Origin of the sequence: Mycobacterium sp. OAS707 (assembly GCF_014873705.1) — a bacterium.
Lineage (GTDB): Bacteria > Actinomycetota > Actinomycetes > Mycobacteriales > Mycobacteriaceae > Mycobacterium.
Genome location: NZ_JADBDS010000001.1, coordinates 2,045,176 through 2,066,282 on the forward strand (window position 1 = coordinate 2,045,176; position 21,107 = coordinate 2,066,282).

19 protein-coding genes and 1 riboswitch are annotated in these 21,107 nt (G+C 67.1%); of the genes, 12 read left to right on the forward strand and 7 right to left on the reverse strand.

From position 1 onward, the window contains the following. Window positions 1–220 precede the first annotated feature (220 nt). Genes GGC64_RS10105 through GGC64_RS10115 form a run of 3 tightly spaced genes read left to right on the forward strand, consistent with a single transcriptional unit; the run spans window position 221 to window position 2,361 of the window. Window positions 221–1,024, forward strand: coding sequence for a hypothetical protein (locus GGC64_RS10105; RefSeq protein WP_192722492.1), 804 nt, complete (start codon window positions 221–223; stop codon window positions 1,022–1,024). A 43-nt stretch (window positions 1,025–1,067) separates the two neighbouring features. Next, complete coding sequence (locus tag GGC64_RS10110; RefSeq protein WP_192722220.1) at window positions 1,068–1,769, forward strand: crotonase/enoyl-CoA hydratase family protein; 702 nt, start codon at window positions 1,068–1,070, stop codon at window positions 1,767–1,769. A gap of 7 nt (window positions 1,770–1,776) precedes the next feature. Continuing rightward, entirely contained in the window at window positions 1,777–2,361 is a 585-nt protein-coding gene (locus GGC64_RS10115; RefSeq protein ID WP_192722221.1) for a TetR/AcrR family transcriptional regulator, read from the forward strand. Window positions 2,362–2,521: 160 nt separating this feature from the next. On the opposite strand, the gene GGC64_RS10120 is transcribed toward GGC64_RS10115, so the two are convergent. Both GGC64_RS10120 and GGC64_RS10125 read right to left on the reverse strand, forming a co-directional pair. Next, window positions 2,522–2,893, reverse strand: coding sequence for a hypothetical protein (locus GGC64_RS10120; RefSeq protein ID WP_225951234.1), 372 nt, complete (start codon window positions 2,891–2,893; stop codon window positions 2,522–2,524). Between the two features lie 20 nt (window positions 2,894–2,913). Then, a complete protein-coding gene (locus GGC64_RS10125; RefSeq protein WP_225951235.1) occupies window positions 2,914–3,309 on the reverse strand; it encodes a hypothetical protein in 396 nt (131 codons plus the stop codon). 205 nt (window positions 3,310–3,514) lie between these two features. Here GGC64_RS10125 and GGC64_RS10130 point away from each other — a divergent pair, with 205 nt between their 5' ends. Genes GGC64_RS10130 through GGC64_RS10145 form a run of 4 tightly spaced genes read left to right on the forward strand, consistent with a single transcriptional unit; the run spans window position 3,515 to window position 7,569 of the window. Next, window positions 3,515–4,246 carry a hypothetical protein gene (locus GGC64_RS10130; RefSeq protein ID WP_192722223.1) on the forward strand — a complete coding sequence of 244 codons (732 nt, stop codon included), beginning with the start codon at window positions 3,515–3,517 and terminating at the stop codon, window positions 4,244–4,246. Beyond that, complete coding sequence (locus GGC64_RS10135) at window positions 4,243–5,784, forward strand: HD domain-containing phosphohydrolase (protein ID WP_192722224.1); 1,542 nt, start codon at window positions 4,243–4,245, stop codon at window positions 5,782–5,784. The genes GGC64_RS10130 and GGC64_RS10135 overlap by 4 nt, the downstream gene beginning before the upstream one ends. Before the next feature lie 49 nt (window positions 5,785–5,833). Then, window positions 5,834–6,589: a methanethiol S-methyltransferase gene (gene mddA, locus GGC64_RS10140; protein ID WP_192722225.1), complete on the forward strand. Its 756-nt coding sequence runs from the start codon at window positions 5,834–5,836 to the stop codon at window positions 6,587–6,589. Continuing rightward, the gene (locus tag GGC64_RS10145; RefSeq protein WP_192722226.1) at window positions 6,586–7,569 is read left to right on the forward strand and encodes a magnesium transporter CorA family protein; all 984 of its coding nucleotides are present in this window, start codon (window positions 6,586–6,588) and stop codon (window positions 7,567–7,569) included. Before mddA ends, GGC64_RS10145 begins: the two co-directional genes overlap by 4 nt. Here the strand turns inward: GGC64_RS10145 and GGC64_RS10150 are convergent. Then, window positions 7,526–8,644 carry an NAD(P)/FAD-dependent oxidoreductase gene (locus GGC64_RS10150; protein WP_370582047.1) on the reverse strand — a complete coding sequence of 373 codons (1,119 nt, stop codon included), beginning with the start codon at window positions 8,642–8,644 and terminating at the stop codon, window positions 7,526–7,528. The two genes, GGC64_RS10145 and GGC64_RS10150, sit on opposite strands and share 44 nt — an antisense overlap. Window positions 8,645–8,740: 96 nt before the next feature. Here GGC64_RS10150 and GGC64_RS10155 point away from each other — a divergent pair, with 96 nt between their 5' ends. Then, a complete protein-coding gene (locus GGC64_RS10155; protein ID WP_192722228.1) occupies window positions 8,741–9,415 on the forward strand; it encodes a DUF3060 domain-containing protein in 675 nt (224 codons plus the stop codon). Here the strand turns inward: GGC64_RS10155 and GGC64_RS10160 are convergent. The 3 genes from GGC64_RS10160 to GGC64_RS10170 form a co-directional block, all read right to left on the reverse strand. Further along, window positions 9,378–9,752, reverse strand: a complete 375-nt coding sequence (locus GGC64_RS10160) for a hypothetical protein (protein WP_192722229.1) — start codon at window positions 9,750–9,752, stop codon at window positions 9,378–9,380. The genes GGC64_RS10155 and GGC64_RS10160 overlap by 38 nt on opposite strands. Window positions 9,753–9,779: 27 nt before the next feature. Next, window positions 9,780–9,891: riboswitch (SAM riboswitch) on the reverse strand. A gap of 19 nt (window positions 9,892–9,910) precedes the next feature. Then, window positions 9,911–10,816, reverse strand: a complete 906-nt coding sequence (locus tag GGC64_RS10165; RefSeq protein ID WP_192722230.1) for a haloalkane dehalogenase — start codon at window positions 10,814–10,816, stop codon at window positions 9,911–9,913. A 2-nt stretch (window positions 10,817–10,818) separates the two neighbouring features. After that, window positions 10,819–11,988 carry a zinc-binding dehydrogenase gene (locus GGC64_RS10170; RefSeq protein WP_192722231.1) on the reverse strand — a complete coding sequence of 390 codons (1,170 nt, stop codon included), beginning with the start codon at window positions 11,986–11,988 and terminating at the stop codon, window positions 10,819–10,821. 69 nt (window positions 11,989–12,057) lie between these two features. Between GGC64_RS10170 and GGC64_RS10175 the strand changes: the two genes are divergently transcribed. From GGC64_RS10175 to recD, 4 genes are read left to right on the forward strand one after another with little or no spacing between them, the layout of a single operon-like run. Next, the gene (locus tag GGC64_RS10175) at window positions 12,058–12,660 is read left to right on the forward strand and encodes an HD domain-containing protein (protein ID WP_192722232.1); all 603 of its coding nucleotides are present in this window, start codon (window positions 12,058–12,060) and stop codon (window positions 12,658–12,660) included. Between the two features lie 11 nt (window positions 12,661–12,671). Further along, window positions 12,672–15,908, forward strand: coding sequence for an exodeoxyribonuclease V subunit gamma (gene recC / locus GGC64_RS10180; protein ID WP_192722233.1), 3,237 nt, complete (start codon window positions 12,672–12,674; stop codon window positions 15,906–15,908). After that, on the forward strand, window positions 15,908–19,063 hold the full coding sequence (recB, locus tag GGC64_RS10185; protein WP_192722493.1) for an exodeoxyribonuclease V subunit beta: 3,156 nt from the start codon (window positions 15,908–15,910) through the stop codon (window positions 19,061–19,063). Before recC ends, recB begins: the two co-directional genes overlap by 1 nt. Continuing rightward, on the forward strand, window positions 19,060–20,667 hold the full coding sequence (recD, locus tag GGC64_RS10190; RefSeq protein ID WP_192722234.1) for an exodeoxyribonuclease V subunit alpha: 1,608 nt from the start codon (window positions 19,060–19,062) through the stop codon (window positions 20,665–20,667). Before recB ends, recD begins: the two co-directional genes overlap by 4 nt. On the opposite strand, the gene GGC64_RS10195 is transcribed toward recD, so the two are convergent. Continuing rightward, window positions 20,656–21,000: a hypothetical protein gene (locus GGC64_RS10195; RefSeq protein ID WP_192722235.1), complete on the reverse strand. Its 345-nt coding sequence runs from the start codon at window positions 20,998–21,000 to the stop codon at window positions 20,656–20,658. The genes recD and GGC64_RS10195 overlap by 12 nt on opposite strands. Between the last annotated feature and the right edge of the window lie 107 nt (window positions 21,001–21,107).

Below are 21,107 nucleotides of genomic sequence, written 5' to 3' on the forward strand. Positions count from 1 at the left end.
ACGCGATTCGTCCGAACCCATAGGCGTTCACGCTGAGCGACCACCCTATGCCGGCACCGGCAATGCTTCCGAAACCCCCTTAGGCACTCCAGTCTCTATTTACCCACAAATCCACACCGTCTCAGCAACCGGCAAAGTCGCACCCCGGCGAATGATGTAACGACGCGCCGACCGTGGTTTACTGCGGTGCGTGGATTGGTTTTCAGACCATGTACTCGGCATGTCGGCGGGCGGCTGGACGGCGCTGGCGGCATGGCTGGCGGTCATGGTCGGGATCGCGGCGTTGGTGTACGCCTGGCGTCAGTACCAACAGGCCAAGGCACAGAGCGCGGAGCTGACGCAGCCCAACGTGGCGATGTTCATGGAGCCCGCCGCCAACGACTGGCATCTTGTGGAGCTCGTCGTCAAGAACTTCGGAAAGACCCCGGCGTACGGCATCCGATTCGAGTTCGCGAACCCGCCGACCGTCGGAAAGTACGAAACCGCTTACGAGGACCGCTATGTCGACATCACGGAGTTGAACCTGCCCGCGGAGATCCCTTATCTGGCGCCGACGCAGGAATGGCGCATCGTGTGGGATTCCGCGCTGGACCGCCGCGAGTTGGGCGAGGCCATCGCGTCGCGCTTCCACGGCGCGGTGACCTACTACGACCAACCCAAAGCCAGCGGGCGCACCAAGCAAAAGCGCACACAGTTCCGGTCCACCGCGGTGTTGGACTGGGCGACACTGCACCCCGTCGAGCGCCTCGAGCTGCTCACCACCCACGACCTGGCCCGCCAGGAGAAGCAGAAGCTCGAACTGCTGCGCCACCTGCTGACCTATTACCACTACGCGGCCAGTGAGAGCCGCGAGGACGTGCTGCGCGTCGAGATCAACCGCGTGCGGGCGGCCGCCGACGACCTGCGTGAGCGCTACCGCGACCAGTACCAACTCAACGACGCCGCGGCGAACAACAACCATGTCGACACGGCTTTCGAGGACGCGCACACCACGATCATCAACGGCAGGCATCGCGCCATCTAGCAGGTGTTGGCTTTCGTAACCTTGTTACGTAACATCGTTAGCCATGGCTGACACCGTCACATACGAGCTCAACGAAACCGTCGCGACGATCACCCTCGACGACGGCAAAGTCAACGTGCTGGGACCGGCAATGCAGTCGGCGATCAACGAAGCGCTCGACAAGGCCGAGAAGGACTCGGCCAAGGCGGTCGTGATCGCCGGCAACCAGCGTGTGTTCTCCGGCGGCTTCGACTTGGCGGTGTTTCAGTCGGGTGACGCCAAGGCAGCGTTGGGCATGCTCGCGGGTGGCTTCGAGTTGTCGATGCGTTGCCTGACGTTCCCGGCGCCGGTGATCATGGCGGCGACGGGCCCCGCGATCGCGATGGGATCGTTCCTGCTGCTTTCGGGCGACCATCGGATCGGCCAGCCCAAGTCGAGGTGTCAGGCCATCGAGGTGGCGATCGGCATGACGATTCCGATCTCGGCGATCGAGATCATGCGGGCGCGACTGACGCCTGCCGCGTTCGAGCGCGGCGCGTCGATGGCCGCGACCTTCGCAGGCGACGAGGCGGTCGCGGGCGGCTGGCTCGACGAGCTCGTCGAGGCCGAACGGGTGCTGACCCGGGCGCAGGAGGTGGCGCGCGAGGCGGCTTCGACGTTGCACGCCGGTGCGCACCTGGCAACCAAGCTGAAGGCGCGCGACTCCGCTCTCAAGGCGATCAAGGCCGGAATCGACGGGCTCGCAACCGAATTCACGCTCGGCTAGGCCTTCGATGCCAAGGGCCAAGCAGCGCACGCCCGAGCTTCGGGACCGGCTGCTCGAGGTCGCGATCAGCACGCTGTCGGACGAGGGCATCGCCCGGTTCACCACCCGTCGGGTGGCCGAGCGGGCAGGCACATCGGTGCCTGCGGTGTACGAGCTTTTCGACGACAAGGCCGGCCTGGTGCGGGCGATGTTCTTCGAGGGTTTCCGGCTGCTTGGCGCCGAGTTGGCGAAGGTTCCCGTGACGTCCGATCCGCTTGGGGACGTCGAGCGGCTGGTTCCGGTGTTCCGGTTGTTCTGCCGGGCGTATCCGCGACTGGCGCAGGTGATGTTCTCGCGGCCGTTCGCGGATTTCGAGCCGGGACCCGAGGAACTGGCGGCAGGGGCGTCGGTTCGCGAGGTGTTCATCGGGCGGATCCAGCGCTGCATCGACGCGGGTCTGCTCAGTGGCGACGCGAACGACATCGCACACGTATTGCTCGCTCTGGCACAGGGTTTGGCGGTGCAGGAGGCGGGGCGCTGGCTCGGATCCGGGACGCTGATCGAGCGACGCTGGAAGCTGGGGGTGACGTCACTGCTGGCCGGGCTGCGATAATCCTCCTGTGCCCAGTCGCGTCGGCTCGATGTTCGGCCGTACGAGTTGCCGGACGGCAGACGGTCGGACGCCTCGGGAAACTCGTATGTGAAATTGCCCGGCTCTGAGCGACTTTGTCGCTCCCGGCGACTTTGTCGCTCAGAGCCGGGCAATTGGGAGGTCATGCCCTGGGGCAGAAGATCCCGAGAATCTGCGCGCAGTTGTCGCGATTGATCAGCGCCGGCGGTGGTGGCGGCGGCGGGGGCGGAGGCGTATCGCCCTCGAAGATGTTCTGCGCGACGTTGCCTTGACCGAAGTACACGTACCAGTAGGTGTGGCAGACACTTTCGTCCCAAACCACTGGATTAGTGATGTGATTGCCGGTCTGAACCGGAGGGTCCCCAGGGCACCAGCGGCACGGCCCCTCCGGGTGGTCGTTCGGGCAGCCGGGCCACGCATCGGCATGTGCAGTGCCGGCAGCCAACCCGAAACCGCCCAGGCTCAGGCCCGCGGACACCAGCAATGTCATTGCGAGTCGCGAAACTCGTTTCATGTCAACACCTTTCGTCAGACCTACAGCCCGCCGCACCGCGAGGGCGCGAGGAACGGCGACCACGGTGGGCAATCCGGGGGCAACGGCTGCGGAGGGGGCGGGGTGTAGGGCGGCAGTTCCGGCGGCGGCGGACCCGCGTCGTGCGGAACGCCATGCCACGGGTAGATCATGTTGGAGTTGACGTCGACGACGCCCTCCGAGTTCCAATACCAGTCGTGGCAGACGTTCCAATCCCAGGGAATCATGTTGCTCCAGGAATACAGCGCGTCGCCCGGACACCAGTGCGTGCACGTCATGCTGCCCGGACAGTTGCCGCCCTGATAGCTCGGGCCCCAACCGGGATCGGCGTGAGCCGTGGCCATCGCGGCCAGGCCGACTCCGCCGGACACGACGACAGCGGTTGCGAACCGTGACATTCGGCCCATGGTTGCTTCCTTTCGTAAGGCGCCACCCCGCTGGCGATGCGGTCACTACCACCCCAACCTGCGGCGGGCGCCTTGGAGGATTCTTGGAGCCCTGCATGTCGGGGAAATCCAGTACAACCCTGGCGACCCGCTACCGATCCCAAGTTGAGGCAATTGCCCCATGCCCTGGCCGGCTCGGACGGCACACCATTGGCCCATGACAAGCACCCCACAAGCCGCCGCGGCCGCCACCAAGGATCTGGAGTTGCCGCCCGGGGACGACGAGCGCGTTGTCGGCTTCGGCGTCATGGGCCTGCCGTTCGCCAACGGCCACTACCTGGCTTTCCGCGACTTCCCCGCGACCTCGTTCGCGCCCGGCTACCTTTCGGTGTGGCATCGCACTCCGGACGGCGTCTGGACTTTCTATGCCACCACGCCGGGCCCGCAGAGCTGCTCGCGCTACTTCAGCTCGGCGACCCCGGTCGAGCCCCAGGTGTGCGATATCGGCTCCAGCTGGCTCACGCCGTGGTCGCTGCTGATTTCGATCGAGGATGTGCTGCAGTGGCGCGTCGACGTCGAACAGACGTGGGCGACCCGCCTGATGAGCGCCGTCGGCGGCCATCTGCCCACCGCGGCCTGGACCAGCCGCGGCATGCTGAAAGCGATGGGCGCCATCGTCGGCCCGCTGCTCGGCGTCGGAAGGATGCGGCTGACCGGGCACCTGCCGAACGGCCAGGAGTTCCGGATCGCGCCCAAACAAGTCTGGGCCGTGGCCGATTCGACGGCCGTCGTAAGGGGCGAGAACCTGGGCCGCGTCGGTCCGCACGCCGTGCAGGGCAACCTCGCCGACTTCCAGCTCCCCCAACGCGGCATCTGCGCCGTCGCTCAAGGCCGCTTCGAGCCGTTCGACATCGCGCGGCATCTCGACGGGGACAGAATCGGCATATGACTACCCGCGCTGAGGTGCTGGCCGCGCTGTCGGTGGCCGTCGACCTCGGTCTCGGCCAACCCGCGGAGCACATGCTGCGGTCGGCGCTGATCGCCACGCGGCTCGCCGAACGCATGGGACTGCCGCAGGCGCAACGGGATCACATCTACTACACGACGCTGATCATGTGGATCGGCTGTCACGCCGATTCGCACGAATACGCGCGGTGGTTCGGCGACGACATCTCGGTGCGCCGCAGCTCGTATCTGGTCGACTGGTCTGGGCTGCCGTATCAACGCTTCCTGCTCACCAACATCCGGCACGGCGAATCGCTGCTGCAGCGACTGAAGACCATCTCGACGCTGTATCTCAACGCCCGCGGTCAGATCTCGAATCTCATCCATTCGCACTGCACATCGGCGGCCCTGCTGGCCGAGCGCATCGGCCTGGCCACCGATGTGCAGACCGCGCTGCGGTTCACCTTCGAGCGGTTCGACGGCGGCGGCCTGCCGAACGGCGCTGCGGGCGAGGCGATCCCGATCGAGATGCGCGTCGCACAGGTGGCCGACATGGTCGAAGTGCACCAGCGCGAGTACGGCACGGTCGGCGCGGTTGCGATGGCGCGCAACCGGCGCGGCGGGCAGTTCGATCCCGCGGTCGTCGACGCGTTCACCGCGGACGCGGAATCGCTGCTCGCCATCCCGTCGACCGGTGACGTCTGGACGATGGCGCTACAGCAGGCACCCGATCGGCACATCACGCTAGACGAGCAGGCTCTCGACCACCTCATCGTCGCCATCGGAGACTTCGTCGACCTGAAATGTCCATTCACGCTGGGACATTCGCGGGCGACCGCGCAGCTTGCTGCCGACGCCGCGGCGGCCGCGGGCCTCGACGCCGATGCCGTCACTTTGACCCGCAGGGCCGCCCACATTCACGACATCGGCCGGATCGGCGTATCCAACCAAATCTGGTCCAAGCCAGGCGAATTGACGATGGCCGAATTCGAGCGGATGCGGCTGCATCCGTATCTGACCGAACGCATCCTGCATCGGGTGCCCGGGCTGAAGGACGTGGCCGAGATCGCCGCGAATCATCATGAGTGCCTGAATGGCACGGGATATCCGCGGGGGTTGTCGGCGCGGCAGCTGACGATGCCGGATCGGCTAGTGGCGGCCGCGGTCAGCTATCAGTCCGCACTCGAGCCACGGCCGTATCGCGAGGCGATGTCGCCGGAGAGCGCGGCGCGACGGCTGCGAAACCGGGTGCGCGACGGTGAGCTCGACGAGATCGCCGTCGACGCGGTGCTGCACGCCGCAGGTCACGCGTCGCTCAGATCCAAGCCGCGGCCCGATGGGCTGACGGCGCGCGAGGTGGATGTACTTCGCCTCGTGGCGCAGGGCGCGACCAACAAGGAGATCGCCACGAAGCTGGTGATCAGCGAGAAAACCGCCCGCAACCACGTCGAACGTACTTATGCCAAGATCGGTGTTTCGAACCGGATCGGCGCCAGCATGTACGCGCTCGAACGAGGTCTGGTCGGGCGCGTCGAGAGTTGAGGCAAATGCCCCATGCGCGGGGCACCAGCCCGGCGCGACGCTGACAGCCATGAACCGTTATTTCGCAATCACTTACGGCGCGATCAGCTATGCGCTGTTTCTCGTCGTGTTCGTCTATGCCATCGGCTTCGTCGGGGGGTTGACCCCGCGCAGCGTCGACAACGCGATCGCCGCTCCCGTCGGCCAGGCGATAACCATCGACGTCGCGCTCCTCACCCTGTTCGCGGTGCAGCACAGCGTGATGGCACGCCCGGCGTTCAAGCGATGGTGGACGCGCTACGTTCCTCAGCCGGTCGAGCGCAGCACCTACGTGCTGCTCGCGAGTCTTGTTCTGGCTCTGCTGCTTTGGCAGTGGCGGCAGCTTACCGGCGTCATGTGGGACGTGAACTCGCAGCCGGTGCGGCTGGTGATCTGGGCGCTGTTCTGGCTCGGCTGGGCGATCGTGCTGGCGTCGACGTTCATGATCAACCACTTCGAGCTGTTCGGGCTGCGGCAGGTGTTCGCGGTGTGGCGGTCGCGGCCGCAGGCGCAAACGGGCTTCCGCACGACGCTGTTCTATCGCGTGGTGCGTCATCCACTGAACCTCGGCTTCATCGTCGCGTTCTGGGCGGCGCCGACGATGACCGCCGGGCATCTGCTGTTCGCCTGCGTGACGACGGCGTGGATCCTGGTGGCGATGCAACTGGAGGAACGCGACCTGACCGCCACGCTCGGTGCGCGCTACGACGCATACCGCCAGACCGTCCCGATGCTGGTGCCGCGGCCACGCGCGCGGATGCGCCGCCCTGACATGATGAAGGAGTGACGCACGTCCGAGGCCGGGTCTGGCGGGCCGGCAAGCCGCAGGACGATTTCGACTTCCCGTCGATCTCGGACTACCTGGCCGAAGAGGACACCCTGGTGTGGTGCGACATCTACGACCCCGACCATGCGATCCTCAAGGACCTGGCCGAAGAGCTGAGCCTGAACAGCTGGGCCGTCGAGGACGCGATCGCCGAGTCCGAACGCACCAAGGCCGTCGTCTACCGCACCCACACCTTCGTCACGGTGTACGGCGTCTCGACCCGCGAGCCCGCCGATGACACGGAGTCGATGCTCGACGTGCACCGCATCTCCGGGTTCGTGTTGCCGCGGGGGTTGATCACGGTGCGGCTGTCACCGCATTTCGACATCGATGCGGTGTCTCAGCGGTTCGACGAACTCGGCGGCCAGGAATACGGGGTCGGCTCGCTGGTGCACGGGCTGCTCGATGTGGTGGTCGACGGGCACTTCGACGCGGTGCAGAAGCTCGACGAAGGCATCGAGAGCGTCGAAGACGACCTGTTCGAGAACAGCCCGCGGAAAGATTTCCAGCGCAAGACATTCCGGATGCGCAAGGACCTGGTCGAGCTGCGGCGCGTGGTGCTGCCGATGCGCGAGGTCGTCAACTCCATCCAGCATCGGCGTCTCGACGCGAAGACGGCACCCGAACTCGATCCGCTGTACTCGGACCTATACGACCACGTGCTGCGCGTCTCGGAGTGGACAGAGTCGTTGCGCGACATGGTGACAACCGTGTTCGAAACGAACCTGTCGCTGCAGGATGCCCGGCTGAACACGGTGATGAAGAAGCTGACCGGGTGGGCGGCGATCATCGCGGTGCCGACCGCGATCACCGGGTTCTACGGCCAGAACGTCGAGTACCCGGGGATCAACACCTTCTCGGGATTTCTGGTCAGCACGTCGGTCATCGTGCTGATGGTCATCGTGCTGTACTGGATGTTCCGCCGACGAGATTGGCTGTGAGGACGCCGACGACATCGCCCTCCGACTCGTAGTAGACGGTGAACCCGTCGCGGTGGTCGACTAGTCGAGTGTTGTCGTAGTCGATACCCCAGCCGCGGTACTTCAACGTGGATTCGCCGATGAGGCAAGAGAATTCGGGAATTTTGCGCCAGGACGCAGGCTGGCCGGCCGCGGTCAGGCCCGCGATGCGGCCCTGCTGCGCGGCGTCTCGCCAGTGCTCGGCGCGGATGCGCCTGCCTGCGGTGACGTTGTAGGCCAAGGCGACATCGCCTGCGGCGTAGACGTTGCGTGCCGAGGTGTGCATGTGCTCGTTGACGACGATGCGGCCGTCGCAAGTGTCAAGCCCGGCGTCGACGGCAAGATGCGCATCGGGACGCACGCCCGTCGCGGAGACGACGACGTCACCGTCGATGCTCGCACCGGTGTCGAGATGGACGTGGGTGTCGTCGATCGCGGTCACGGCCGTCGACCCGATGAAGCGAACCCCGTTGTCCAACAGTATCTTTGCGACTCGTTCGCCGACTTCGTCACCGAATCTACGCTGCAGTGGCACGGGTTCGGCGGCAACCATCGTGGTGAGCACGCCGCGGGCGGCGAGCGTGGCCGCGGCTTCGCAGCCGATCAGCCCGCCACCGATCACGACCGCGGAGTCGGCGGTGCGGGCGGCCATCCGCAGGATCAGCGCGTCGGCGAACGACCGCAGCGGAAGCGCGGCCTCGGCCCCGGGGATCGCGAGAGGGACAGGACTGGCGCCGCAGCCCAGCACGAGATGCCAGTACGGGTAGCGGCGGCCGCCCTCGGTGACGACCTCCTGGCCGACCACGTCGATGTGGTCGACGGTGATCCCACGGACCAGTTCGACGTCGTGGCGGGCGAACCAGCCGGGGCTGTGCAGATCGCGCTTGGCTTCGCGGCCGCAAAGATAGTCCTTGCTCAGCGGCGGCTTGGCGTAGGGCAGGGCGGCGTCGTTGGTCAAAATCCGCACGGGGATGTGCGGGTGCTTGCTGCGGAACGTCTCCGCTGCGCTTAACCCTGCCGGACCGCTGCCGATGGCGATGAAACCAGCTGCCACCACACTTCCTGGGTACCACTTCAGCCGACGTTGCACGCCCCTCGTCAGCAAATCGTCACATTCGTTGAGGGCACCTACTGTCTGTGGGACCATCTGCGCATGAATCCACAGGACGACCCCGAGGCTCGGATCAGGGCGCTCGAGCAACCGCTGGCCGATACGGCGCGGGCGACCGAGTTGGGGACGGGGACGACGCCGTACACGGCACCCGATCAGGCGTACGCACCGCCGCCGTTGCCGCCGATGCCGCCGCCGGCCCAGGGTCCGTACACGCCGCCGGGGTACGGCGCGCCGTGGGCGCCGGCGCCGCAGCGCAAGTCGTCGGCGGGCATTCCGTGGGCGCTGTTCGCGGGCATCGCTGTGGTGTTCCTGATCGTTGCCGCAGGCGTCGGGTTCGTGGTGATGCAGAAGGCGACGCGCGACATCTCGAGCTTCCCCGGCATCTCCATCCCGAGCATTCCGTCGATGCCCTCGATGCCGAACGCTCCCTCGCAGCCCACCGCGGCGCCGCCAGGTAGTCAGCTCAGCGTCGCTGGGATGGGCGCGAACAAGACGCTCGAATGCAACGACAATCCGGTGAGCATCAGTGGCGTCTCGAACACGGTCACGATCACGGGCCACTGCACGACGGTGTCGGTGTCGGGCATGCAGAACAAGGTCACGCTCGAGACGTCGGATCAGATCAGCGCGTCGGGGGTCGAAAACGTGGTGACCTATCACTCCGGCTCCCCGGACATCAATAACTCGGGAAACAACGTGGTGCAGCAGGGCTGAGAGCCTCGCATTCGGTGCGCTCGGAGGCGAGCGTGAACACGTTTCGCTCGTCGGCGAGGACGGCGCCGGGCACCAGCAGGACCTGCCATTCGGGCGCCCACTCGGCGTGGCCGTCGCTGCTTCTCAGCGCATGCGCGACGTCGTCGGGCCGGTGATGCCAGAGGATTTCGCCGGTGTCGAGGTGGACGAGCCCATCGCGGACGTGGGCGCTGACCGGAAAGGCCACCGCTGATTTCGCGACGGCCATGAAGTAGCGGCCGATGTCGACGTGGTGACCGGGGTCCGCGGACGCGCAGACGGGATCGGCGATGAAGGCGCGGAAGAAATGCTTGCGCATGTTGCTCCCTCGTCGGGGCCTCCGGTGGAGGCGCTCTTGTCGGCACCGGTCGGTGCGGACCGCTTCGTCATCCGAGCCACCCACGAGCGTGGGGTTGGCGTGCCGTCCAGTCGGAGCTTGGCGACGGCAACTCGTGAAGCTGTTTTCAGTCTAGAGCGTCAGGCTCGGGCAGGGTCCCAGGCCAGCATCCGGGCGGCCAACTCCGGGCCGCAGTCCTCCTGAACGAAGTGGCTGCCGTTGATACGGGCGTGGGGCTGACCCGCCGCGCCGGGCACATGCGCGATCAGGGGGCGGTCGGCGCGACCGAGGATGGGATCTTTGGCGCCGAAGACGCACAGGAAAGGCTTCTCCCACCGACCGAGGGCCTCCCACGCGGCGCGGTTCGCCGGGAGCGCGGGGTCATCCGGCGTTGTCGGCACCAGGGTTGGGAATGCTCGCGCGCCTGCCTGAAAAGTCTTGTCGGGGAAGGGCGCATCGTATCCGGCTCGGATTTCGGCTGAAATCTTCGTGACGGTGCCGGCGGATACGATGCGTCCGCACGGCAGCACCGGCGTGTAGCGCGCGAAGGCCCGCCACGTGCGGAAGGCGATGTTCGCGGGCTGCTGACCAGCAGGCAAGTACCCGTTGCCGACGACAATGCGGCCGACGAGGTGGGGTTGCTCTGCGGCCATGCGCAGGCCGATCAGCGATCCCCAATCCTGCACGAACATCGTGACGTCCCTGAGGTCAAGGGCGTCGAACCATGCCGTGACCCATTCGACGTGCCGCAGGTACGTGTAATCGGCGATGGCGCTGGGCTTGTCGGAGCGACCAAAGCCGATCAGGTCCGGGGCGAGCACGCGACGGCCTGCGTCAACGAGCGGCGGAATCATGGTGCGGTACAGATAACTCCAGGTGGGCTCGCCGTGTAGGAGGACGACTGGTGCGCCGTCGGCGGGGCCCTCGTCGACGTAGTGCATCCGAAGGCCGTCGGTGTCGCTGGCGGCAACGTCGACGTAGTGCGGCGCGAACGGGTAGCCGTGCAGGTTCGCGAAGCGGGAGTCAGGGGTTCTCAGGACATTCATCGTCAACTCCCTTGAGGGCTTGTGGCGTCGCTCTTCGGATCGATCAGTATTTTGGCTTGTGCGTCGGGATCGGCCAGCGCTTGGAACGCGTTGTCGACGCCGTCGAGTCCGACGGTGCCGGTGATGAGTGGCGTGGCGTCGACCTTGCCGTCGGCGAGCATGTGCAGTGTGTCGCGGAATTCCATTGGGGTGTAACCGAGTACGAAGCGCAGATCGATCTCTTTGTTGATCGCCATCGACGGCCGAACCTGATCGGCGCCCATGCAGACGCCGACCACGACCACGCGGGAGAACAGCGGCGCGCCAGTGATGATGCTCTCGATGACGCCGGGGACGCCGACGCATTCGAAGACGACGGGGTGTTTGGGAGTGGCGGCACCGACCGCGTCGGCGGCGCGCCAGACGTGCCACCACGGCAGGCGCACCCGCTGCAGCTTCTCGATGGTGCCGATCGCGAGATCGAAAGCGTCGAGCGGTGTTTCGAGATGGCCATGGCCTTTCGCGGCCTCGTACGGCGAGTCGAGCGCCGGGTCGACGACAATGTCGGCGCCGCACTTGATGGCCAGCGCGCGACGGCCGGCGGAGTAGTCGCTGGCGATCACCGTTCGCACACCCTTGGCCTTGAGCATCAGGATCACGGCGAGGCCGATCGGTCCGCAGCCGATGACGATGGCGACTTGGCCTCTGCCGATGTCGGATCGGCGGACGGCGTGCCAGCCGACGGCCATGGGTTCGGTGAGCGCGGCCTGTTCGACGGGTAGGCCGTTGGGGACCGGCAGCGCGAGGGACTGCTCGACGACGACGCGTTCGGCGTAGGCGCCGGGGGCCCGCGTGCTCAGCCCGAGCGCGTGCACCTCCTTGCCGCGTCGCAGCAGGGGTAGCGCGACGACGGGTGTGCCGGACTTCAGTGTCTTGCGAGTTTTCGGACCGTGGTCGAGGACTTCGCCGCAGAACTCGTGGCCGAAGACGACGGACTGGTGCGAGCGCATGAAGTCGGGGTAGCCGGTCTCGGCCATCACTTCGGCGACCTCGTCGCAGTGGTTGCGCGCATGCAGGTCCGAGCCGCAGATGCCGCAGCGAATGACGTCGAGAAGCAGTTGGCCCTTGGCCGGCGTGGGTGTCGGGTGGTCGACGACATCGAGCTTGGCGTTGGTGCAGGTGACTGCCTTCATACGCCGAGCGTAGAGATTCGGCGTGTCACCCCCTGCGGCTATGGTCAGACTGAAAGGGGAGAAATCGCATTGAGTGAGCAGACCTCCACACCGATACTGACCGACCAGTTCTCCAAGGCGCTCGTCTACGCCGAGCACAAGCACCACAACCAGGTACGTAAGGGTGGCGACATCCCTTACATGGGCCATCTCCTGAGCGTGGCCGGGCTCGTCATCAACGACGGCGGCTCCGAAGCCCAGGCCATCGCGGCGCTGCTGCACGACGCCGTCGAGGACCAGGGCGGTCCCCCAACGCTGGCCGAGATCCGAACCAAGTTCGGTGACGACGTCGCCCGCATCGTCGCCGAGTGCAGCGACACCGACGAGGAACCCAAGCCGCCATGGCTGGACCGCAAGCGCCGCTACGTCGACCACCTTGCCGAGGTCGGCGTCGACACGCTTTTGGTCTCCGTCGCCGACAAGCTCGACAACGCGCGCTCGATGCTGCGTGACTACCACGAGCACGGCCCGAAACTGTGGGAGCGCTTCAACCGGAAGAACCCGCAGGATCACCTCTGGTACTACGGCGAACTGCTGAAGGCCTACCGTGCTCGCGGCCTGGACAGCTGGATGGTCGACGAGCTCGACCGTGTCGTCGACGAACTGGCCCGCCAGGTCGACGGAGGCTCCTAAGGTGAGCACTGATGGCGCTTCACCTCCATCGCGCTGAGCGCACCGATCTCCTCGCCGACGCCCTCGGCCATCTGCTGTCCACTCCGCTGCCCGACCCGTTCGCGCAAGAGCTGATCATCGTCCCCGCCAAGGGCGTCGAACGGTGGCTGAGCCAGCGGCTCTCACACATCCTCGGCCGCAATGCCGGCCAGGACGGCATCTGTGCAGGCATCTCGTTCCGCAACCCGCATTCCCTGATTGCGGAGATCACCGGTACCGCGGACGACGACCCATGGTCTCCCGACGCCATGGTCTGGCCGCTGCTCGAGGTCATCGACGCCAGCTGCACTGCGAGCTGGTGCAAGACGCTGGCCACTCATCTCGGCCACTTCGAAGTGGGCGAGGAGAAGGAGTTGCGCCAGGGCCGCCGCTACGCCGTCGCCCGCCGGCTCGCGGGCCTGTTCGCCTCCTACGCCCGGCAACGGCCACAGCTGCTGATCGACTGGGAACGCGACGACCCAGGCGACATCCCATCCGACCTCGACTGGCAGCCGCCGCTGTGGCGCGCGCTGCTCGCCAAGGTCGACGACGACCCGCCGCATGTCCGGCACGCTAAAACCCTTGTGCGGCTACAAGAATCGCCTCTGGACCTGCCGGAGCGGATGTCGCTGTTCGGTCACACCCGGCTGCCGTCCACCGAGGTCGAACTCCTGACCGCGCTGGCCACCCACCACGATCTGCACCTGTGGCTGCCGCATCCCAGCGACGACCTATGGCGCAAGCTCGCCACCGACAGCGGCCCGATCCCCCGCCGCGACGACACCAGCCACCGCAACGTCGCCCACCCCCTGCTGGCCACCCTCGGCCGCGACCTGCGCGAGCTGCAGCGCAGTCTGCCCGACGATCCCGCCACAGACGAATATCTCAGTGGCTCAACGCATCCCGACACCCTGCTCGGTTGGCTGCAGTCCGATATCGCCGCCAACGCCGTCAGGCCGGACGGCCGCACACACACGCCGACAGACCGCTCCATCCAGGTGCACAGCTGCCACGGCCCGGCCCGCCAGATCGACGTGCTTCGCGAGGTCCTGCTCGGCCTGCTCGCCGACGACCCCACCCTCGAGCCTCGCGACATCCTGGTCATGTGCCCGGATATCGAGACCTATGCGCCACTGATCGTCGCCGGCTTCGGCCTCGGCGACATGATCCGCGGCGTGCATCCCGCGCACCGGCTGCGCGTACGCCTGGCCGACCGCTCCCTCGTGCAGACCAATCCGCTGCTGGGCGTCGCGAGTCAGCTGCTCAGCCTCGCGGGCAGCAGGGCCACCTCCAGCGAGGTGCTCAATCTCGCAGCCGCCGCGCCGGTCCGGGCCCAATTCGAGTTCAGCGACGACGATCTCGAGGACATCACCCGTTGGGTGCGCGAAGCCAACATCCGCTGGGGTTTCGACAAGGAAGACCGCCAGCCGTTCGGCGTCGACTTCATCCAGAACACTTGGCGATTCGGCATCGACCGCGTCCTGGCCGGTGTCGCGATGTCCGACGATTCGCATGCCTGGCTTGACACCACGCTGCCGCTCGACGACGTCAGCAGCAACCGCGTCGAGCTGGCTGGGCGGCTCGCCGAATATGTCGACCGGCTGCACCGCGTCACCGAATCACTCACCGGCACAAGGTCACTGGAAGAGTGGCTGACGTCGCTGGAACACGGCATCTACCTGCTGGCCAAGGTCAGCGACGACGACCTATGGCAGATCAGCCAGCTGCAACGCGAATTCAACGACGTCGTGCGCCAAGCCGGCCCACGCGCGGACACCCTCATGCGGCTGCCCGACATCAAGGCACTGCTCGAGCGCCATCTCGCCGGGCGCCCCACCCGCGCCAACTTCCGCACCGGGACGCTGACGGTCTGCACGATGGTGCCCATGCGCTCGGTGCCGCACCGGGTGGTGTGCCTGGTCGGCATCGACGACGGGGTGTTCCCGCGGCTCGGGGTGGTCGACGGCGACGACGTGTTGGCGCGCACTCCGATGACCGGCGAGCGCGACATCCGCTCTGAGGACCGGCAACTGCTGCTCGACGCCATCCAGGCCACCACCGAGCACCTCGTGATCACCTACACCGGCGCCAACGAATACTCCGGACACGAACGCCCGCCCGCGGTGCCGCTGGCCGAATTGCTCGACACGCTGGACCTGACCACGCCGGACAAGGTCCGCGACGCCGTCGTCGTTCGACACCCGTTGCAGCCCTTCGACACTCGAAACGTCGTGCCGGGCGGCCTTGTCCCCGACAAACCGTTCACCTTCGACCCGACGGTGCTGCGGGCGGCCCGCGTCCGCTCCGCCGGCCGTGCCGAGCGGCCACCGTTCATCTCCGGTCCGCTGCCGGCCCCGCCGACCGAGGACGTGGTGCTCGCCGACCTCGCGGCGTTCTTCCGGGACCCGGTGAAGGGGTTCTTCCGCGCACTGGACTACACGCTGCCCTGGGAGATCGACGGGGTCCAGGATGCGATGCCGGTGGACATCAACGCGCTCGAGGAGTGGACGGTCGGCGACCGCATGCTGCACGACATGCTCGACGGCATGCAGCCCGACCAGGCGCGCGAGGCCGAATGGCGGCGCGGCACACTGCCACCCGGTCGACTGGGCTGGCGCAAGGCCACCGAGATCCGCGACCAGGCCACGCAACTGGCGGAGGTCGGGCGGCACTACCGCGGCGCGCAGTCGCGGGCCCTTGACGTCGACATCGACCTCGGCGGGCGGCGGTTGACCGGGACCGTCTCGCCGGTGTTCAGCGAACGGCTGGTCGCGGTGACGTATTCGAAGCTCGACGGCCGGCATCTGCTGCAGTCGTGGATTCCGTTGCTGGCGTTGCTCGCTCACGCGTCGCGCACAGACTGGTCGGCTGTCGTCATCGGCCGACCGAAACGCGGCACCACGCCGCGCGAGGAGGTGCTGGGACGCCCCGCGGAATCCGCTGTCGAACTGCTCGCTGACTTGGTGGCGATCTACGACGCGGGTCGACGGGAGCCGCTGCCGCTGCCCGTCAAGACCTCCTACGCGTGGGCGGAAGCCAAACACTCACACGGCGACCCGGAACGGGCGGCAATGTATCGCTGGCGCTCCGATCGCTATCCCGGCGAGGACGCCGAGAAGGCGCACGAACGGGCATTCGGCAAGGGCGCGTGGCTATCCGAACTCGTCGAAAGAGGGCTCGACGAGTATGCCTGCCGGTTGTGGCTGCCGATGCTGAGGGCACTGGGATGATGGACCGCTTCGATCTGTCCGGTCCGCTGCCCGACCCGTGTTCGACCACGGTGCTGGAAGCAAGTGCGGGCACGGGCAAGACGTTCGCACTGGCCAGCCTCGTCACGCGGTATGTCGCCGAGGGCGTCGCGACGCTGGACCAGATGCTGCTCATCACGTTCAGCCGCGCGGCAACCCAGGAGCTGCGCGACCGGGTGCGTCGCCAACTCGTCGAAGCCGCGGCCGCGGAAGAACAGCCCGACCGCCGTCGACGGCTCCGAGATGCATTGGCCGCGTTCGACGCAGCGACGATCGCCACCACGCACCAGTTCTGTCAGCTGGTGTTGCGTTCGTTGGGTGTCGCGGGCGACACCGACGCAGGGGTGACGCTGGTGGAGAGCCTCGACGAGCTGGTCACCGAGATCGTCGACGACCTGTATCTGCGGCACTTCGGCCGCGAGCGTGAGGACCCGCTGTTGGCATACGCCGATGCGCTGCGGTTGGCGCGCGAGGTGGTCAACAAGCCGGCGACCGAACTGCGGCCCAAAGATCCCGATCCCGATTCGCGCGCCGCAGTCTGCGTGAACTTCGCGAAAGACGTTGTGGCCGAACTGGACAAGCGTAAGCGGCAGCGGGGCATCCTCGGCTACGACGACCTGCTGAGCCGCTTGGCTGACGCGCTGGACGCCGACGACTCACCGGCGCAAGTGCGCATGCACCAGCGGTGGCCGATCGTGTTGGTCGACGAGTTCCAGGACACCGACCCGGTGCAGTGGAAGGTGATCGACCGCGCGTTCAGCGGCCGCTCGACACTGATTCTGATCGGCGACCCGAAGCAGGCGATCTATTCGTTCCGCGGCGGCGACATCGTCACCTACCTCGACGCGGCCGCAACCGCAGGGGTGCAGAAGACGCTCAGCACGAACTGGCGCAGCGACGGCGATCTGGTGCGGCGGTTACAGGTCGTGCTGAAGGGAGCCGAACTCGGCGACCCGCGCATCATCGTGCATGACGTCGACGCCCACCATGTCGGGTCGCGACTGAAGGGCGCCGGAGATCCGTTCCGGCTTCGGGTGGTACGACGGGAAATACTGGGCCGCAGCGGAACTCGCACACTACTGATCGGCGACCTGCGCTCGCACATCCCCCGCGATATGGCCGCCGACATCGGCCGCCTCCTGACCGGCGGCGCCACGTTCGACGACAATCGCGTCTGCGCGGGCGACGTCGCGGTCATCGTCGAGAAGCACGTCGACGCCCGAGCCTGTTACGAGGCGCTGTGCGAAGCGGGCATTCCTGCCGTGTACACCGGCGATTCCGACATCTTCGGGTCCGACGCAGCCGAGGACTGGCTGTGCCTGCTGGAAGCGTTCGACCAGCCGCACCGACCCGGGATGGTGCGGGCCGCTGCGGCGACGATGTTCTTCGGCGAGACGGCCGAATCGCTTGTGGCAGGCGGCGACGCGCTGACCGACCGCGTCGCGGAAACCCTGCGGGAGTGGGCAGGCCACGCCCGCGAGCGGGGCGTCGCCGCGATCTTCGAGGCCGCGCAGCTGAGCGGAATGGGCGACCGCGTGCTGTCGTGGCAAGGCGGCGAACGCTTGATGACGGATCTGTCGCACGTGACGCAGCTGCTGCAGGAGGCGGCGCATCGCGAGCACTTCAGCCTTCCCGCGCTGCGCGACTGGCTGCGTGCCCAGCGCGACGAGCGAAGTGGCGCAACGGAACGCGCGCGCCGGCTGGACAACGACGCGGCCGCCGTGCAGGTGATGACGGTGTTCGCCGCCAAGGGCCTGGAGTTCCCGGTCGTGTATCTGCCGTTCGCGTTCAACCGGTACGTCCGCGATCCCGAGTTGGTGCTGTACCACGAGGGCGACACCCGATGCCTGCACATCGGCGGCCCCGACAGCCCGGATTACAACGCGGTCGTCAAGCTGGGGCGGGCCGAGGACGCCAGCGACGACAGCCGACTGACCTACGTCGCGCTGACCCGCGCGCAGGCTCAGGTGGTGGCGTGGTGGGCGCCGTCGAACGACGAGCCCAACGGCGGGCTGTCGCGGCTGCTGCGGGGCCGCAAGCCGGGCGAGGCCGAGGTGCCGAATTCTGCTCAGCCGGCGAAGATCTCGGATGCCGACGCGATGGCGCGGTTGCGGGAATGGGAAGCCGCGGGCGGTCCGGTGATCGAGGACTCCGTGATCGCGCCGATGCCCGAGCTGCCAAGCGCTGTGCCGCCGACGGATCTTGACGTCCGCCACTTCCACCGCGGCATCGACACGTCGTGGCGACGCACGTCGTACTCCGGCCTGATCCGCGACGCCGAGGCGACGCCGGTCAGCAGTGAGCCGGAGGTCGTCGAGTTGGACGACGAGGTCGCCGAGATTCCGGTCGTGGCGTCGGCGGCCGGCGACGATGTGCCCTCACCGATGGCTGACCTGCCCGCAGGAGCGAAGTTCGGCACGCTGGTGCACGCGGTGCTGGAGACGGCGGACCCGTTCGCGGTCGATCTGGCCGCGGAGCTGGAGACGCAGATCCGCGAGCACTCGGTGTGGTGGCCGGTCGACGTCGAACCTGAGGTGTTGGCGGCGGCGATGATTCCGATGCACGACACTCCCGTGGGCCCGCTTGCCGACGGTCTGACGCTGCGGCAGATTGGTCTGCGAGACCGCATGTGCGAGATGGACTTCGAATTCCCGTTGGGTGGGGGGCATCTGCGCGACGTCGGCGAGCTGCTGCGGACGCATCTGCCGAAGGATGACCCGTTGGCGTCGTATGCCGATCGACTGACGGGAGCGGCGCTGGGCGGCCAGCCACTGAACGGGTATCTGTCCGGCTCGGTGGACGCGGTGCTGCGAATCGGCGACCGGTATGTGGTCGTCGACTACAAGACGAACTGGCTCGGCGATCCGGCGCGGCCGTTGACCGCCGCGGACTACGCGCAGCCGCGGCTGGTCGAGGCGATGCTGCATTCGGACTATCCACTGCAGGCACTGCTGTACAGCGTTGTGCTGCACCGGTTTCTACGGTGGCGGCTGCCCGGATACGATCCTGCCACGCATCTCGGCGGCGTGCTGTATCTGTTCCTTCGTGGCATGTGCGGACCGGCCGCCCCGGCCGGGGTGTTCAGTTGGCAGCCGCCGGTGTCGTTGATCACGGCGGTTTCGGAGCTGGTCGCATGACGCTGGAACTGGTCGTCGACGACACTGGCTTCTTCGCACCCGCGGATGTCCATGTCGCGCAGCGACTCACCGCGCTCGGCAAGGAGACCGACGAGCGGGTGGCGTTGGCGGTCGCGCTCGTTGTGCGAGCGTTGCGCGGCGGCTCGGTATGCGTCGACCTGACCTCGCCGGAGATGACCGATCTGGCGGCGGCAGTGAAGGCCAGCCCACTGTTGACCGACCCGCCGGTGCTACGTGTCGAGGGGGATCTGCTGTACCTCGACAGGTACTGGCTAGAAGAGCAGCAGGTGTGCGACGACATCCGCGCGATGGTCTCGGCCCGACCGACCGAGGTGTCCTCCGACATCGACCGGCTGTTCCCTGCGGGGTTCGAGGAACAGCGGGTGGCCGCGGAAATCGCTCTGTCGCAAGGGCTGACGGTGTTGACGGGCGGCCCCGGCACCGGCAAGACGACGACGGTGGCGAGACTGTTGGCGATGCTCGCAAGCGGTGGGCGGTTGCGAATCGCGTTGGCCGCGCCGACAGGCAAGGCGGCGGCGCGCCTGCAGGAGGCGGTGCAGTTGGAGGTCGGCGCGCTGTCGCAGGCGGATGGAGAGGCGTTGGCGGGCTTGCATGCCACCACGCTGCACAGGCTGCTGGGCAGCAGACCGGATACGTCGGCGCGGTTCCGGCACAACCGCGGAAATCGGTTGCCGCACGACGTGATCGTCGTCGACGAGACGTCGATGGTGTCGCTGACCATGATGGCCCGGCTGTTGGAGGCGGTGCGGCCGGACGCAAGGCTCATCCTCGTCGGCGACCCGGATCAGTTGGCGTCGGTGGAAGCGGGCGCGGTACTGGCGGATCTGGTCGACGGATTGGGCGAAACCAAGATCGCGGCGCTGAAGACGTCGCACCGTTTCGGTAAGTCGATCGGCGCGTTGGCGACCGCGATCCGCGTGGGCGACGCGGACAGAGCGATCGAGGTATTGCGGGCCGGCGACGAGCACATCGAGTGGATCGACGCCTCGGATCCGCGGGACAAGTTGCGCAATGTGCTTGTCCGACATGCCGTTGCGCTGCGGACGGCGGCGATCCTTGGCGATGACCGGGCGGCGTTGAAGGTGCTCGATGAACATCGGCTGTTGTGCGCGCACCGGCGGGGGCCATTCGGCGTTACCCACTGGAACCGGCAAGTCGAACGCTGGCTGACGGAGGAGACGGGCGATCCGATCTGGTCGTCGTGGTACGCGGGCAGGCCGGTGTTGGTGACAGCCAATGATTACGGACTGGGCCTCTACAACGGGGACACGGGTGTGACGGTGGTCCGCGACGATGCGCTGCGAGCGGTCATCGGGGAGACGTCTTTTGCGACGAGTCGCCTGGCGGATGTCGAGACGATGCACGCGATGACGATCCACAAGAGTCAGGGCAGCCAGTCCGAAGAGGTGACGGTGCTGCTGCCGCAGGAGGATTCGCGGCTGCTGACGCGAGAGCTCTTCTACACCGCGGTGACGCGCGCAAAGGAACGGGTCCGGGTGGCGGGCTCGGAGGCAGCGCTGCGGACGGCGATCGAGCGGCGGGCGGTGCGCGCGTCGGGCTTGGCGCAGCGGTTACGCGAGTAGCGCGTCCCAGAACGCGGCGTCGTTGTCGGCCTGGCTGGCGATGAGTGCGGCTTCCTCGCGAAGGTCGAGCACGCGCTGGTGTATCCGATACTCGGTGGAGCGGGGCATCTCGCCGGGGCCATAGCGGCCGCGTTTGAGGCGGATCACTCGGCCGTGCGCGATCTCGGCGCGCAATGCGTCGGACACCACCTTCGAGGCTCGGCCGGGAATCTCGAAGCATTGGTATTCCAGTGCCTCGATGAGGTCGGCGACGGTCTTTGCGCCGTGCTGGAACAGAAACATGGTGAGCGCGCAGCGAAGCTCGACGCCGCGGAGCTGTCGTCTGTGTGTCATGGCTCGACGGTGTCAGGGGCGACCGACATCATCGGCGAGCGCCGCCAGGGACACTATGTGAATTGCCCGGCTCTTAGCGACAAAGTCGGCACGAGCGACAAAGTCGC

What these genes read in the sequence shown, in the direction of transcription:
- GGC64_RS10130 (WP_192722223.1), top strand. Translation starts at nt 3,515, where the DNA reads ATGACAAGCACCCCACAAGCCGCCGCGGCCGCCACCAAGGATCTGGAG.
- GGC64_RS10170 (WP_192722231.1), bottom strand. Translation starts at nt 11,988, where the DNA reads ATGAAGGCAGTCACCTGCACCAACGCCAAGCTCGATGTCGTCGACCAC.
- GGC64_RS10110 (WP_192722220.1), top strand. Translation starts at nt 1,068, where the DNA reads ATGGCTGACACCGTCACATACGAGCTCAACGAAACCGTCGCGACGATC.
- GGC64_RS10165 (WP_192722230.1), bottom strand. Translation starts at nt 10,816, where the DNA reads ATGAATGTCCTGAGAACCCCTGACTCCCGCTTCGCGAACCTGCACGGC.
- GGC64_RS10155 (WP_192722228.1), top strand. Translation starts at nt 8,741, where the DNA reads ATGAATCCACAGGACGACCCCGAGGCTCGGATCAGGGCGCTCGAGCAA.
- GGC64_RS10105 (WP_192722492.1), top strand. Translation starts at nt 221, where the DNA reads ATGTCGGCGGGCGGCTGGACGGCGCTGGCGGCATGGCTGGCGGTCATG.
- GGC64_RS10160 (WP_192722229.1), bottom strand. Translation starts at nt 9,752, where the DNA reads ATGCGCAAGCATTTCTTCCGCGCCTTCATCGCCGATCCCGTCTGCGCG.
- recD (WP_192722234.1), top strand. Translation starts at nt 19,060, where the DNA reads ATGACGCTGGAACTGGTCGTCGACGACACTGGCTTCTTCGCACCCGCG.
- mddA (WP_192722225.1), top strand. Translation starts at nt 5,834, where the DNA reads ATGAACCGTTATTTCGCAATCACTTACGGCGCGATCAGCTATGCGCTG.
- recC (WP_192722233.1), top strand. Translation starts at nt 12,672, where the DNA reads ATGGCGCTTCACCTCCATCGCGCTGAGCGCACCGATCTCCTCGCCGAC.
- GGC64_RS10115 (WP_192722221.1), top strand. Translation starts at nt 1,777, where the DNA reads ATGCCAAGGGCCAAGCAGCGCACGCCCGAGCTTCGGGACCGGCTGCTC.
- GGC64_RS10195 (WP_192722235.1), bottom strand. Translation starts at nt 21,000, where the DNA reads ATGACACACAGACGACAGCTCCGCGGCGTCGAGCTTCGCTGCGCGCTC.
- recB (WP_192722493.1), top strand. Translation starts at nt 15,908, where the DNA reads ATGGACCGCTTCGATCTGTCCGGTCCGCTGCCCGACCCGTGTTCGACC.
- GGC64_RS10135 (WP_192722224.1), top strand. Translation starts at nt 4,243, where the DNA reads ATGACTACCCGCGCTGAGGTGCTGGCCGCGCTGTCGGTGGCCGTCGAC.
- GGC64_RS10120 (WP_225951234.1), bottom strand. Translation starts at nt 2,893, where the DNA reads ATGAAACGAGTTTCGCGACTCGCAATGACATTGCTGGTGTCCGCGGGC.
- GGC64_RS10125 (WP_225951235.1), bottom strand. Translation starts at nt 3,309, where the DNA reads ATGTCACGGTTCGCAACCGCTGTCGTCGTGTCCGGCGGAGTCGGCCTG.